At 54.6% G+C, this 14,888-nt stretch carries 11 protein-coding genes and 1 tRNA gene; 3 read left to right on the top strand and 9 right to left on the bottom strand.

The features are described from left to right. Position 1 precedes the first annotated feature (1 nt). Genes gspH through gspC form a run of 6 tightly spaced genes read right to left on the bottom strand, consistent with a single transcriptional unit; the run spans position 2 to position 6,704 of the window. Positions 2-541: a type II secretion system minor pseudopilin GspH gene (gene gspH / locus OB87_RS02580; RefSeq protein ID WP_033567850.1), complete on the bottom strand. Its 540-nt coding sequence runs from the start codon at positions 539-541 to the stop codon at positions 2-4. Between the two features lie 2 nt (positions 542-543). Continuing rightward, complete coding sequence (gene gspG, locus OB87_RS02585) at positions 544-1,002, bottom strand: type II secretion system major pseudopilin GspG (RefSeq protein ID WP_033567851.1); 459 nt, start codon at positions 1,000-1,002, stop codon at positions 544-546. A 34-nt stretch (positions 1,003-1,036) separates the two neighbouring features. After that, a complete protein-coding gene (gspF, locus tag OB87_RS02590; RefSeq protein ID WP_033567852.1) occupies positions 1,037-2,263 on the bottom strand; it encodes a type II secretion system inner membrane protein GspF in 1,227 nt (408 codons plus the stop codon). Between the two features lies 1 nt (position 2,264). After that, a complete protein-coding gene (gspE, locus tag OB87_RS02595; protein WP_033567853.1) occupies positions 2,265-3,761 on the bottom strand; it encodes a type II secretion system ATPase GspE in 1,497 nt (498 codons plus the stop codon). After that, a complete protein-coding gene (gene gspD / locus OB87_RS02600; protein WP_395856379.1) occupies positions 3,758-5,872 on the bottom strand; it encodes a type II secretion system secretin GspD in 2,115 nt (704 codons plus the stop codon). Before gspD ends, gspE begins: the two co-directional genes overlap by 4 nt. 16 nt (positions 5,873-5,888) lie before the next feature. Continuing rightward, positions 5,889-6,704, bottom strand: coding sequence for a type II secretion system protein GspC (gene gspC, locus OB87_RS02605; RefSeq protein WP_033567855.1), 816 nt, complete (start codon positions 6,702-6,704; stop codon positions 5,889-5,891). Between the two features lie 1,186 nt (positions 6,705-7,890). Between gspC and gspB the strand changes: the two genes are divergently transcribed. Further along, positions 7,891-8,511, top strand: a complete 621-nt coding sequence (gene gspB / locus OB87_RS02610; protein WP_033567856.1) for a type II secretion system assembly factor GspB — start codon at positions 7,891-7,893, stop codon at positions 8,509-8,511. 51 nt (positions 8,512-8,562) lie between these two features. Here the strand turns inward: gspB and outS are convergent, their stop codons facing one another. Next, positions 8,563-8,958, bottom strand: coding sequence for a GspS family T2SS pilot lipoprotein variant OutS (outS, locus tag OB87_RS02615; RefSeq protein ID WP_033567857.1), 396 nt, complete (start codon positions 8,956-8,958; stop codon positions 8,563-8,565). A 155-nt stretch (positions 8,959-9,113) separates the two neighbouring features. Beyond that, a complete protein-coding gene (gene alaC / locus OB87_RS02620) occupies positions 9,114-10,355 on the bottom strand; it encodes an alanine transaminase (protein WP_033567982.1) in 1,242 nt (413 codons plus the stop codon). 445 nt (positions 10,356-10,800) lie between these two features. Between alaC and OB87_RS02625 the strand changes: the two genes are divergently transcribed. Then, entirely contained in the window at positions 10,801-11,661 is an 861-nt protein-coding gene (locus tag OB87_RS02625; RefSeq protein ID WP_033567858.1) for a D-amino-acid transaminase, read from the top strand. A gap of 108 nt (positions 11,662-11,769) precedes the next feature. Here OB87_RS02625 and OB87_RS02630 read toward each other — a convergent pair whose 3' ends face one another. Further along, positions 11,770-14,214 (bottom strand): DUF3772 domain-containing protein, encoded by a 2,445-nt coding sequence (locus tag OB87_RS02630; protein WP_050515605.1) that lies wholly within the window; start codon positions 14,212-14,214, stop codon positions 11,770-11,772. 333 nt (positions 14,215-14,547) lie between these two features. On the opposite strand from OB87_RS02630, the gene OB87_RS02635 reads away from it, so the two are divergent. Then, positions 14,548-14,624: transfer RNA gene (locus tag OB87_RS02635), tRNA-Arg, on the top strand. Positions 14,625-14,888: the final 264 nt, after the last annotated feature.

Raw genomic sequence — 14,888 nt, forward strand, 5'->3', positions numbered from 1 at the left:
CTTATTGCTCCGCTTCCGGCGACGTCTGCACCCGACCATTGGTATCCACCTGTAGCCAGGCTGAATTGCTGCCATTACGCAACGTCAGACGAAATGGCGTAACTTCGCCGCCCGGCAGGATCAGAATGTGCGGGTCGCCATTGCCCGGCGAAAATCCGGCACCATCCCCCGCCGCACCCACCTGCGTGGACAGTTCAATCTGAAAGCCATCCGGTAACTCGCTGGGCGAGGACATCCGGTACGGCTGCCAGGGAACCCAGACATAACGCAGGCGTTGCTGCTCTTCTGGCGAGTTTTCTACCACCTGGCGTTGCAGCAACGCGTATTGCCAGCGGCGGGGCTGGATATAAATGCCCAGAATGTGGTCATTCATCTGGCTGTCCTCCACCGCGTACTGCAACTGCGCCTTGAAGCGGGCGATCTGCCAGCCGCTGTCCTGCTGCTTAGGTGCAGGAATCGCCATCATCACCAATGTGGCGGCCACACCGGCCAGCAACACCACCAGCATGATCTCCAGCAGCGTAAATCCCCGCTGACGCACGATCAGGGGTTCCCGTTACCGTTACTACCGTTGCTGTGACCGTTGCCGACATTCCAGTTACCGATGTCGTCATCCGTATCCGGCATACCATCCGGACCGTAGGAGAACACGTCCACTTTGCCGTGACGGCCGGGGCTGACCAACTGGTATTCTGCACCCCATGGGTCCTGCGGCAAGCGGCGAATATAACCATCCTGCGGGTAATTACGTGGTTCCGGCGGTGTGGTCGGTTTTTTCACTAACGCCCCCAGCCCTTGCTCAGTCGTCGGGTAACGGCTGTTATCCAGCTTGTACATATCCAGTGCGCTCTCCAGCGCAACTATGTCGCTGATGGCTTTCTGCTTGTCGGCTTTTTCTTTGTTGCCCATTAGGTTCGGGACAACCAAACTGGCCAGTACGCCGAGAATGACGATGACCACCATGATTTCCAACAGGGTAAAACCTCGCTGACGTCGTTCCATCTTTTCGTTACCTCATTAAACGTATCAATCTTCGCTACATACTCATTAGGGTATTCAACTGCAAAATCGGCTGGAGAATCGCCAGCACGATGAACAACACGATACCGGCCATGCTGACGACCAGCAGCGGTTCAAACAACCCGAGCGCCAGTGTCATCTGAGCGCTGAACTCGCGATCCTGATTGTCCGCCGCACGGGTTAACATGCCATCCAGTTCACCACTACGCTCACCACTGGCGATCATGTGGCGCATCATCGGCGGAAACAGCGACGTCTGCTCCAGCGCTTTGTGCAGACTCACGCCTTCACGCACCGCATCGGTCGCCTGCCCCAGCCGGAAACGAGCGTAATCGTTGGTCAACACATCGCCACTGATGCGCATCGCCTGCAATAATGGCACGGCGCTGGAATTCAGGATGCTTAGGGTACGGGCGTAACGGGCGGTGTTTAGCCCCCGCGCAATACGCCCGATCAACGGAAGGAACAACAATCGCTGATGGAAGACAAGACGGTGTTTTTCCTGGCGCAGCAACACGCGAAGCCCCATCACCGCCAGCACCAGCAATAACACCACCCAGGGGCCGTAGGATCTCACTGCATCGCTGACGCCCATCAGCAACCGGGTCGACAGCGGCAACGCCTGCTTCATGTGGATAAACTGTTCGACCACCTTGGGCACCACGGCGGACAGCAGGATAGATACCACCGAAATCGCCACCAGGGTCAACACGCAAGGATAGATCATCGCCTGCTGGATACGGCTGCGCATCTGCTGGCGTTGCTCAGTGTAATCCGCCAGCCGATTCAGCACGGCATCCAGATGACCAGAAGCTTCACCTGCCGCCACCATCGCGCAGTACAAACGCTCGAAGCTGCCAGGGAAATTACCCATCGCCTCGGCCAGCGAATGCCCTTCGACTACTTTGGCACGCACCGCTGCCATCAACGCACTTAGCTTCGGCTTTTCGCTCTGTTTCGCTACCGCGTCCAACGCCTCTTCCAGCGGCAATGCCGCCGCCACCAGCGTCGCCAATTGACGGGTCAGCAATGCCAGATCGCTGGCGCTAATACGATGCGAACGGCGTGGCGACAGTGAGAAGCCGCTGCGAGCCGTCACCTCTCCGCGCTGCTCCTCAATCTTGACCGGCACCAGCCCTTTCTCACGCAGCAACTGACGAGCGTGACGAGCAGAGTCCGCTTCCTGCATCCCCTGACTTTTCTTTCCCTGGGCGGTCAATGCCTGATACTGGAACAGCGCCATGTCATTCCTCTTTCGTTACACGCACCACTTCTTCCCACGTGGTGATACCCGCCAAAACCTTATCCAGCCCGTCCTGACGAATGGTGACCCGGTTATCCCCCAGCATCCGGGCGATACCCAGTTCACTTTCGCCGTGATGAATGGCGGTGCGCACCGTATCGTCGATCAGCAACAATTCATGGATGCCGGTACGGCCGCGATAGCCGCTGTAATTGCACTTTTCGCACCCACCGGGATGGTAGAGCGTGGTCCCCACGGCCAGACCGGTCTGCTGTGCCTGTTCGTCGTTGAGGACATAAGGCTGACGGCAGGACGGGCACAATGTTCGCACCAACCGCTGCGCCAGCACCCCTAACAACGATGTGGACAACAGGAACGGCTCGATGCCCATATCCTGCAAGCGGGACAACGCGCCCAACGCGCTGTTGGTATGCAGTGTGGATAGCACCAGATGGCCGGTCAGCGACGCCTGTACCGCAATCTGCGCGGTTTCGCCGTCACGGATTTCCCCCACCAGCACCACATCAGGGTCCTGGCGCAGAATCGCACGCAAACCACGGGCGAAGGTCATATCAACCTTCGGGTTGACCTGGGTCTGCCCGATGCCTTCCAGCTCGTATTCAATCGGGTCTTCCACCGTCATAATGTTGCGTTCGGCGGAATTGAGGCGGCTCAGCGCCGCATACAGGGTGGTACTTTTCCCCGAGCCGGTAGGCCCGGTCACCAGAATGATGCCGTGCGGACGGTGGATTAACGTATCCAATTGGCGGCGGTTGTGCTCGGCCATCCCCAGCGTTTCCAGATCAAGCCGGACGCTGTTCTTGTCGAGCAGACGCAACACAACGCGCTCGCCGTAGTTGGAAGGCAGGGTCGACACACGCACGTCAATCGCGCGGCCGCCAATACGCAGTGCCATGCGGCCATCCTGCGGGACACGTTTCTCGGCGATATCCAGCTTAGCCATCACTTTGATACGGGAAACCAGCAATGACGCCAGCTGGCGCTGCGGCCGCAGGATTTCTCGCAACACGCCATCAATACGAAACCGGATCAACAGATGACGTTCAAAGGTTTCGATATGAATATCCGAGGCCTTGTGCTTGATGGCTTCGGTGAGCATGGCGTTGATCAGCCGAATAATCGGCGCGTCATCTTCGCCATCCAGCAAGTCGTCGCTGTCCGGTAGCTCTTCCGCCAGCGTATAGAAATCAATATCGTTGCCGATGTCTTCCATCAGGCGACGCGCCTCTTCGGAGTCGCGCTGATAACGTATCACCAGTTGTCGTTCAAATTCTTCCGGGCTGACCAGACTCACCGTCAACGGCACCCCGGCAACCCGGCGCGCTTCCAGCAACGCCGGTGCCGACGTCTCGGGCACGCACATCACTTCCGCCGCCGTAGCCGATTCATCCTGCAACAACAGAATCTGCTGCGACCGGGCAAAAGCAAATGGCAGCACCGGTCGCAGTTCAGGCGTGTTGACGGGCTGATCGCTCATCGCCCCTCCGGCTGATAAAAGGCGGAGATGGACGACTGTACCTGGCGGAAAGTGTACGTATTGCCACCGGACAAACGCAGGGTGTTGTTGTCCAGCACGCTGTTGCCTTCGCCGCGTTGCTGCTGCTGTTCGTTATTGAAAGAACGGTATTTACTGATCGACGCCTGCTGATATTGCTGTGGGTCGCGGATAATGGTTGGGCGTAAAAACAGCATCAGGTTGCGTTTGCTGACTGTCTGACTTTTTGAACGAAACAGGCTACCCAGCCACGGAATATCGCCCAGCAACGGTACTTTGTTATTGGTTTCAACAGCCGTCTTATCGAGCAGCCCACCTACGACCACGGTTTCGCCGTTGGTGACCATCACCGCATTGTTCACGGTACGGGTATTAAAAGTCACGCCAAGTGAACTGTTGGTGCTGCTGTTGCTGTCCGCCACACTGGAGACTTCCTGCTCAATTTGCAGCAACACCGAATCGCCTTCGTTGATCTGCGGTTTTACCCGCAGCTTGATACCAACGGTCTTACGCTCGACGGTATTGAAAATGTTGTCGGCCGATGTGGTCTGCGAACCGGTCAAGACCGGCACTTCCTGACCCACATTGAAGGTCGCTTCCATGTTATCCAGCGTCACAATGCTTGGCGTCGCCAGTACATCGTTCTTGCTGTCGCTGGACAACGCAGTCAGCAACATTGACCAGTTACCGCGATAAAAACCGGCGGTAATACCATTAAAACTACCGATCGCATTGGCATACGCCGTCGTCAGCGTACCGTCGCTGCGGAACTGATCGGTTCCGATCACCGCCGTTGAAATTGGAATCCCCGTGTTGGTGAACTGGCTCATCCCGGCACGCTTGTTAGCCCACTGGATCCCCAGATTTAGCCCATCGGCATCCTGAATTTCGGCGATGATTGCTTCTACCAACACCTGCGGACGACGAATATCCAGTTGATTGATCACCTGCTCCAGGTCCCGCATGATATCGGGTGGCGCGGTAATGATCAGTGAGTTGGTCTGATCATGGGCGCGAACCGTCACTTCTTTGCCCTGAATCGTGATAGTGCGACCACCCGAACTGCTGGTGGAACCAAACGCAGAGCCAAAGCCCATACTGGAGTTGGACGACGAAGACGAACTACCGGAAGAAGAATTGCTGGACGAACTGGAATTGCTGTTGCTGTTTGAACTGCTGCTGGAACGTGGCGATGACGGCCGAGACGCATTCGACGATGAATTGCGGTTGCCACTGGTGCCATTACCGGCCAGCACTTCGATCAGATCCAGCGCTTTGGCGTACTTGAGATAGATAACCTTAGTTCCGCCTTGCACCACCTGTTTGCGATCCAACTGGCGGATCATCTCCACCGCACGCTGACGGGCGTTTTCTTCACCACTCACCACGACGGAGTTGGTGCGGCCATCCGCCACCACGTTTGCCAGCATGGTGCTGGGCAATGCGTTCTTTTCATCGCTTTTGTTGAGATCGTTCACCAGTTTGGCGACGTCTTCCGCCGAAGCGTAGGTCAATGGCACGGTGACCATTTCACGGTCGCCGGTTTTATCCACCGTATTGACGATATCCACCAGACGTTTGATGACCGCCGCACGCCCGGTCATCAACAACACGTTGGACGGCTCATAATGCACCACTGTACCCGCACCGGCGTTATCGTTGAGCTGACGCAGCAACGGAGCCAAATCACGTGCCGCTACATTGTTAAGCGGCACCACGCGGGTCACCAGCTCGTCGCCGACTCCCGGCTGTTCGTTATTCGCCAGCGGAATAGAAGACGATTTAGCGTCTTTGGAACGGATGACTTTCAATACGCCGTTATCCATCGGCACCACCGAGAAGCCATACACATCCAGCACACTGAGAAAGAACTGGTAATACTGCCCTTCGTTCATCATGTCATAGCTGCGCACGCTGATGGTGCCGCGAACCGTCGGGTCAATAATCACCGTCTTGTTCAGGTTTTTACTGACCGTATTGATGAACTCCTGAATATCGGTCCCTTTAAAACTGGCTGAAAATTCGGCAGCCCAGCCACACGGCGAGCCAAGCAGGAGAACGGTTAGCCCCAGCCACCCCCAGCTTTTTTTTATCCCTTTGCCAAGCACGTTACTCGTCTCCCCCAAATTCCATATAAATATCCTGACGCTGACCATCCCGCTCCACCGTCAGGGTAAAGTTATGCACATCAGCCATGCGTTCCATGGCTTTTTTCGCCTGCTCTTCATCACGCAAATCCAACCCATTCAGGGCCACAGCCATATCGTTATCCTGAAGTCCGACGCGGTAGAATGAATCGCTCTTCGGCCCCGGATTCAACCGGTAGCCTTGCAGTTTGCTGTCGTTCATGACCGGGGAGAAAGAGACGTAATCGCTCATGGTCGTGGAAGCGCGCTGCTGAAGCTGCTCATTAATTTGTGCGCCAGGGACACCGTCCGGGCTGTTACCTTCCTGGCTGTACAAACCCAGCACTTCATAGCGCCCCTGGTACTGCAACACCACTTTATCCGGCTGGATCGAAACAATTTTGGCGTTATAACCGGGAACCTCTTCGTTCACACCGCGACTAAATTGCTCGTTGTCTTTGCTGATAATGGCGATAGAACGGGAAGCGTCGTCGCCTGCCATCACACCAGTCAGTGAAAGGTTCAGCGTAGAAGGCGGCAGATTACTCATTTGCGACGTATCCAGCCCGGCCTTACTTCTCTCGGGGGAAACACCAAATAACGTAAAATCATTCAGGGTAACGGGCTGCTGTCTGGCCTGTGCTGGGGTGATCTGCACGCTGGTGACCGGCGCGTTGTCCGGTAAGCCAATACGCCAGAAGATCATGGCTAATTGCTGACAAAAGAGCAGCATCAGCAGATAAAATAAAATCCGTCTGATGACAGACGGAGATAACGGTGGCAGTTTCGAGATATTCATCTGCAAACATTATCCCTATGTGTTCGCCGATTATCCTTGCCACGTTCGCGAACGTGGAATAAGGGCCATACCGCGCTGGTTTTCGAAAGCATGGCTGTCATGCCTGAAAACAACGCTTTTGCATTGTTGCTGTTTTGATGTCGCTCCGGCCATGGCTAAGCAGCCTGTCCGGATAATTCTACTCGCCAACCCATTCGCCAGAAAAAGCGATGAGCGCCGTATGACATTTATGTTCTGGCGGTTATGTTCTGGCAGTTTTCAGCCCGTCACATCACGCAAGTACGCAGCCTGTCGGCAAGCGTGTTACTGGCTGACAGGCATCCTGTTTCCTGTTTATGCCAGGCGATCTGCACGCAATATCATTGCGCCGGATAAGGCTGAAACGCCCAATAATATAACCCAGGTTAATGACAAGACAATCCCCCGGTCAGCAACCATTTTTCCCACTATTTTCCAATAAACACCTGACAGAATCGGTCATGTCCGCATTTATCGTTACTTACCAGGAACGAAAAAGTATTCTGCGACACAAGAACACCACATTTTATTTACGCACTCATTTCATATCATGACTGGTATTGCCAATTCGCACGATAAATGGCACGTATTTTCTCAATAAACAGGTTCATGCTTATTATCTGTACAAACCACAGCCACAGTCCCTTATTCTGGCATCCTCCCGGTTATCGACACCGGGAGGTGAGATGATAACAAGCCGAACTAGTATTTATACCCGCCATACTTCAAGTTGCAGGTACGTTGGCTTTCCTGCAACTCGAATTATTTTGGGTGTAATAACGATTCATTTAATCACTAACCGTTATTTACCATCCTGATATACATCAACGTAACCACAATGACACAGGTGTTGTGGCTACTCCCGCTATCCTTAAACGGGTATTCTCACTCGAACACCGTCAAACAGAAACAGCGACACCATGAGAGTAAAACGCCGTTTCATTAAAACATATTGCCGTTTTTTTTTTGCGACCAGCCTCAAAGTTTTACCGGCATTAATGATCAGCGTAATAGAATGTTGTCAAAATGGCATTTAGGTCACATAACTGGGATGAAACGTTGATTATTCCGTCTCATTCCCTGAAAAATGAGGCGTCAGACGCGCTGTCAGGCTCTGTTATGGTACGCTCAGGATGAGCGTCAGGTTGCATAACGTTTGAGGTAAAACGTGAAAAAAACACCGGAAGTGACATCATCAACCCAGGCCGGTTACCGCATACCCGGTTATTTGTTGATTGTTTACGCATTGCTGCTATTCACGCTGGGCTGGTTTGGTCATCAACGCTGGGCGGATGTCAGTTCCTCTTCGCTTTCAGCCCCCACCGCCGCAATCGCCGCTCCACCGATTAAAATCGTCGTACCTGCAACGGCCGCCGAGCCGACGCCTCTCCCCCCGCTAAAAGCCGCTACCGATAACAGGGAAACCACCACCTCGCCAGAGGTCACAGCGGAAGATAAAGCGCCAAAAACGGCGGTTGGCTGGCAAACAGCGAAACCGGGAGAGTTGCCTTATATCGCCTTCAGCGCACATGTTTATACCTCTGATCCGGATAAACGCAGTGTTACCCTGAACGGAGAGCGCTATCGGGAAGGCGACAGCCCGTATCCGGGGCTGGTGATAGAACAAATTGAGCAGGACATGGTGATCTTCAGCTTTAACGGTGAAGCGTTCATTCTGGACTCGTTGCAGGACTGGCCGGGCGGGAAACCGGACGCTGACGCGACACAAGCTAGTGACCCCGAGCCGACGTCAAAACCGGAAAAAACAGCCAGAACAACCAAAAAATGACACAGCAACTGCACATCATGCAGTTGCTTTTTTCATTAACGGAATGAGGAATTAGCGGGCGGTACGCATCGCGTCAAGAAACGGCGTCATCGAGCGATTGAACGACGAGCACTGTGTGGCTTTGGGTGTACCGTCTTTCAGCAGCCCCTGATACAGGTTCTCGCTCAATTGTGGCAAAGATTGATAGTGACTGGTGTCCCAGCCTTTTTGTGAGGCCACCTTCACCGCCGTTCTCAATATGGTGCCGTCATCCGGCAAGTCGCTGCGCTCACATTGCACACGAAGGTATTTACTGGCTGCCACCAATGACGCCAACTGGCTGATTTGCTCATTAGTCGACACACTGGCCGCACTGCGGGAAGCGGTGTTTTTCACCGGCACCTGGCAAGCCGCCAGACTCAGGCAACAGACACCCAAAAAGACCATTTTTAGCGAAGATAAATGCATGACTCGACTCGTCTTATTGATTAAGTTCCATCTCTGGGATACCCGGTTTGGGTATCCGCTTAGCAAATCATTATCCCTTTGCCGCCACAAGCGGCGGCAAAGGACGGCGTGATCAAACCATCAGAAAAATATTTCTGCAAGTGCGCCCGACAGGCTTACTCGCCTTTTTTACTGCCGGACAACACGTTATTACCAGACAACACCCCGTCAGCCCGGAACATGGCTTTGATGCCGCGCACCGCCTGCCGAATGCGATCCTGATTTTCAATCAAGGCGAAACGCACGTGTGTATCACCGTAATCACCGAATCCGATTCCGGGCGACACGCACACTTTCGCTTCCGCCAGCAGACGTTTGGCGAACTCCAGCGACCCCAGATGGGCGTAGGCGTCCGGAATCTTCGCCCACACATACATCGACGCCTTCGGTTCATCCACCATCCAGCCAGCTTCATGCAAACCACGCACCAGCACATTACGACGCTGACGGTACTGCTCGGCAATATCACGCACACACTGCTGATCACCTTCCAACGCGGCAATCGCCGCCACCTGCAACGGCGTGAACGTGCCATAGTCGTGATAACTTTTGATGCGCGCCAGTGCATTCACCAGCTCCGGGTTACCAACCATGAAACCGATGCGCCAGCCCGCCATGTTGTAGCTCTTCGACAGCGTGAAGAACTCCACCGCGATCTCTTTGGCTCCGGGCACTTGCATAATCGACGGCGCTTTCCAACCATCGTACACGATGTCGGCATACGCCAGGTCATGCACCACCAGCACCCCGTACTGTTTAGCCAACGCCACAACCCGCTCAAAAAAATCCAGCTCCACACACTGTGCGGTCGGGTTTGACGGAAAGCCCAGAATCATCATCTTAGGCTTGGGAATACTTTCGCGGATAGCCCGTTCCAGCTCGTTGAAGAAATCAACGCCATCAACCAGCGGCACCGAACGCACCTGAGCACCAGCAATCACCGCACCATAGATGTGGATCGGATAACTGGGGTTAGGCACCAGCACGGTGTCGCCGTGATCGAGCGTCGCCAGCATCAAATGCGCCAAACCTTCTTTGGAGCCGATGGTGACAATCGCTTCGCTTTCCGGGTCAATATCCACCTGGTAGCGATCGGCGTACCAGCGGGAAATCGCCCGGCGCAACCGGGGAATACCGCGCGATGTGGAGTAACCGTGGGTATCTTCACGCTGAGCCACCGTACACAGTTTTTCGACAATGTGCGGCGGCGTGGGGCCATCCGGGTTACCCATGCTGAAATCAATAATGTCCTCACCCCGACGACGGGCAGCCATTTTTAGCTCAGCGGTGATATTAAAAACGTAAGGGGGGAGACGTTCGATGCGCGTGAAACGGCGCGGAGAATTAAAATCAGCCATAAGATCCTCAGGATAACGTGAGCGCCCGGACCGTCCGAGCGACGCCTGGCCCGCAAAACGGACCGTCATTCACCCTATCCCAGTTGGCAGAGATTTGTCGAGATCGCCAGGCGATTATTTTTCGCCACCCGCATGTAGCTTGCTGATGGCGCGTCAAGGTCAAGCGTCGCTGACGTCTCTTTAGCACCTTTTCCTGTGACAGACTGTTGCAACGCTCTTTCACCCCATCCAAGAAATCAGTATCTTTATGCGCGGTTACGACGCGCGACAATCTTTGCCCCCGATGCCTCCAACTGCTGTCGGCAGAACAGCCCGTCCGATTCCTGAATGGTTTTATTCTTGAATGGTTTTATTCCTGAACCGTTTTATCCCAGAAGCCGTTGCCGCTACTCAGATACGGCAGTGCGGCGTGGTTTTATGCCCGACATCATTAAGGAGTGTTGTCATGCAGCGCAGTGTTTATGTTGATGGTCAGTACCTGCCGGAATCTCAAGCCACCATTTCGGTGTTCGATCGCGGTTTTCTGTTTGCTGACGCCGTTTATGAGGTGACGTCGGTCATCAACGGTGGGCTGGTTGACCTGGATGCCCATCTGGTGCGGCTGCAACGCTCCTGCCGTGAGCTTTCTTTATCTCTGCCGGTGTCGATCGATGACCTCAAAACCATCCACCAGCAACTGATTGAACGAAACCACCTGCATGAAGGCTCGATTTACCTTCAGCTCAGCCGCGGCAACGGCGGCGATCGCGACTTCTATTTTCCGTCGGCCGAGGTCAAGCCGACGCTGGTCCTGTTCACGCAGGATCGCCCGATCATCAATCACCCTAAAGCCGAAACCGGGTTATCCGTCGTCACCTGCCCGGATATCCGCTGGCATCGCCGCGATATCAAAACGGTCAGCCTGCTGGCCGCTTGTATGGCGAAAGAGTTTGCACACGCTCACCAGGCTGACGATGCGCTGTTAGTCGAAAATGGTTTTGTCACCGAAGGCACCTCCTGCAACTGCTATATCGTGCTGGAAAACAATACCGTCGTTACCCGCCCGCTGAGTCACGATATCCTGCACGGTATTACCCGCCAGTCCCTGCTGAAACTGGCCGAACAGCAGCAAATTGCGGTAGAAGAACGCCCGTTCACACCGGAAGAAGCCTGGCAGGCGCGGGAGATCTTCATCACTTCCGCTACCTCCTTTGTCTTGCCGGTCGTGAAAATCGACGGTCGTCAGGTCGGCGATGGCAAGCCAGGCCCGGTCACTCGCTGCCTGCGCGACATCTACATCGAGATGGCCCACGCGCAAACACGTTAACCCGCTCGTGTTGCGGACCGGCTCGCCATCCATCAGGAAAGCCGGTCTGCTTCTGTTTGCCGTGACAGGTTACCCGCACACCGCAACCACATTGGCTCTCAACCACGTTTACTCTCTGGGCGACGCCTCCGCCTGCAACGCGGCCACATCGACATTGCTTTCCAGCACCATTTTCTGCGGCACCGCCAACGGAATACTCTCGGTTCTCAGGCGTTTGATGATATCGAATAACAGATCGCTTTTGGCCGACGCCACCATACGCGGGCTGCCGACATACCCGGTCACGCTGAGCACCATGCCATTTGGGGTCAGTTGGCTGAACATGACCGACGGCGCTGGGGTTTCCAGAATTTTTTCATGCGCAGCGTAAGCATCCAGCAGAATGTTTTTGACCACCTCCGGGTCAATATCCAGCGGAAAGGTCAGCGCCAGCGTCGCCACCCCATGCGGATTCCCCATGGTAATGTTGCGCACATTCTGTGAAATAAACTGGGAGTTGGGCACGATCACCGTAGAACGGTCGCCCAATTGAATTTCCGTCGCACGCACATTGATACGCCGAATATCGCCTTCAACACCACTGATGTTAACCAGATCGCCCACCTTGACCGGCCGTTCAGTCAGCAGAATCAACCCGGAAATAAAGTTCTTCACGATCTCCTGTAAACCAAAACCGATCCCAACCGACAGGGCGCTGACAATCCACGCCAACTTGTTCCACTCGATACCCAGCGTCGCCAGCGTCAGCAGAATAATCAGGATGTAGCCAAGGTTGGAATACAACGTCACCAGAGAGGCTTTGATACCGGCTTCCAGCGTCGTTTTCGGAAAGAATTCGTGCTCCAGCCAGCGGCGGGATACCCGCAAACTGTAAATGCCGATAACCAGCAGAACCACGGCATTCACCAAATGGGCGGGCACGATGCTGATGGATTCCAGGCCCTTCCCGCCCCAGATTTCCACCGCCTTCTGCACCAGCTCGACCGGCGTGGTCGAACCAAACGTGCCATTCAGCAGTGCCATGACCGCCATCAGAATCAACAGCACTTTAAACCCGGCGGACAAAATAGCCGCGGCTTGGTCCAAATGTCGGTCATCCAGATTCAGCGTTCGCTTGATCTGCCGACCGCTGGCAAACGCTGGGGAAAACAGGCTTTCGCACACGTCTTCCACAAACGTGGTCAACAGATACAACAGCGATACCACCATGCCAACCCACACCAGCTCATACATCAGAAAACGCGCCAGCGAGATATAGCCAATCAGCAGCGATACCAGTACCGCCAGCGCAATCAGCAGTACGGCCAGATGAATCAATCCCGACAGGGTTGAACGTGCTTCTGGCGATTCGCCTGCCTCCACCATACGCCGACGAATCTGATCGCTACGCAAGGCTATCGCCCCAGCCGTTAACGCCAGAAAAAGTGACGATAAGCCGTTGCCAACTACCGTTACCCCCACCGAAATGCCGCTGATAGTATTGACCTGCTCAACGATGCCAAAGAGCACAATAAAACCGGTGGCAATAATCGAGAACGGTTCCATCGCCCGAGCCACCGGGTTGGCAATCGCGGGCAACCGCCACGACGGGCGCTTATTGGAGAGAAAAGCCCGCCCCAGTCCGGAAATCATCGAACAGAACACCACCAGCCGGACCAGGCTTTCCATGAATCCTTCGGCACGATCGGTCACATCGCCATGACGAGTAAAAACATAATCCACCAGCAGGACCGCCAGCCCCATCGTCAACGCAGTGGAAAACACCACCGCGATAGCCAAAAAACTGCGCCGCAGGCGACCTTCCGGCAGCCAATGAATGCCCGCCCGCGCCAGATATTTCTCCAATAATTTCCGCCCTGCGGTACTCAGCACCACCGCCAGCAGCAGAAAAAACGCCGACCCGTAACGCCATTCGGGTTGCCAGGCGGCAATAAACGACTCGCTCAGGTCATCCTTCAAATCGGATAACCGTTCGATGTCTTCCTGCATGGGTTTGAGAATCGGTGACCAAAAGCGGCTGCCAAGAATACTGCCAGAATTGAGCGCCAACTGACTTTTCAGTACATTTCGACGCAGCGCCAGAATCTGTGTCGACAGGTTCTCCGCCCCGGTTTTAATTGCCTGCACCTGGCTGGCCTGGGTATCCAGTTTCTGTTTCTGCTGGTTAAGCGTGGCGCGTTTACGGGTGACTTCGGCGGTTTCTGTTACGGCAGCCTGTGGCTGCGGCGCGGGCCCCAGAACGTCCAGTTGCGCCTGCAATTGCGCCCCCATTGGCGTCAGGATACTAACGAGCTTGTCCGCACTGGTGACCAGTTCCAGCGTGGTGTCATTTAATGCATTGAGTTTGGCATCAGCAGTGGTGCCGGATACCTGCTGTTTGATGCCATCAAGCTGTTTTTGCAACTTGACCAGTTCGGTATCCACATTCACCTTGTCCGCGGTTTCCTCCTGCCCATCCGGCGCAGGAACTGTGGCGGCCATACTGACCGAACTGAAGGCAACCAGCGCCATCAGCAGCATCCAACCGTAAATTCCAAGTAACCCTTTACGCATAGACCTCGTGTGCCCTTGATACTGTCGTCAACCGTGCAGCCATTTCGGCACGGATGACCTGGGATGGAGTAACAGCCTGCATCGATACCTGCAGACGAGATAGCCAATAACTTACTCAGCAATGGGGGAAGAACTCAAACAGATATCACCGAAACCGTTCAATTTGCGAGATGGCTTCCAATGTGCCGGTTTCATTTGCAGGAATAACAGGAAACAAGACGAAGGTTGTTCAGGGATTCGCCGACCAGTCCAAATCACGTGCCAATTCATTGACTCACCAGGGATGCCCGGTATAATCCAGCCCACATCGCCAAGCGACTGTATCCCATCAAGGCGCCCTTAGCTCAGTTGGATAGAGCAACGGCCTTCTAAGCCGTAGGTCACAGGTTCGAATCCTGTAGGGCGTACCATCTCTCTTTGTATTCCTCTCTTTGTATTCCGCATTTTCTTAACGTTGACAAACCTCTTGTGCATTATCGCCTACTGAGGTCCAGTGTGGTCCATCGCGTTGTCGCTTCATTTGGGTCACTGGAAGTACGTTATGTTCAATAAGAAACGCTAAGTACCCCGGCCTTAGTCCTACACACTGTTTGAGATTTCCAGGTCTTCAACCATCAGCCGAGACGCCTCCGGTATCAGGGTATTCAGGGATTCATGGGGCCGTTTACTGTGAT

The sequence above is a fragment of the Dickeya undicola genome, assembly GCF_000784735.1.
GTDB classification, from domain to species: Bacteria; Pseudomonadota; Gammaproteobacteria; order Enterobacterales; family Enterobacteriaceae; genus Dickeya; species Dickeya undicola.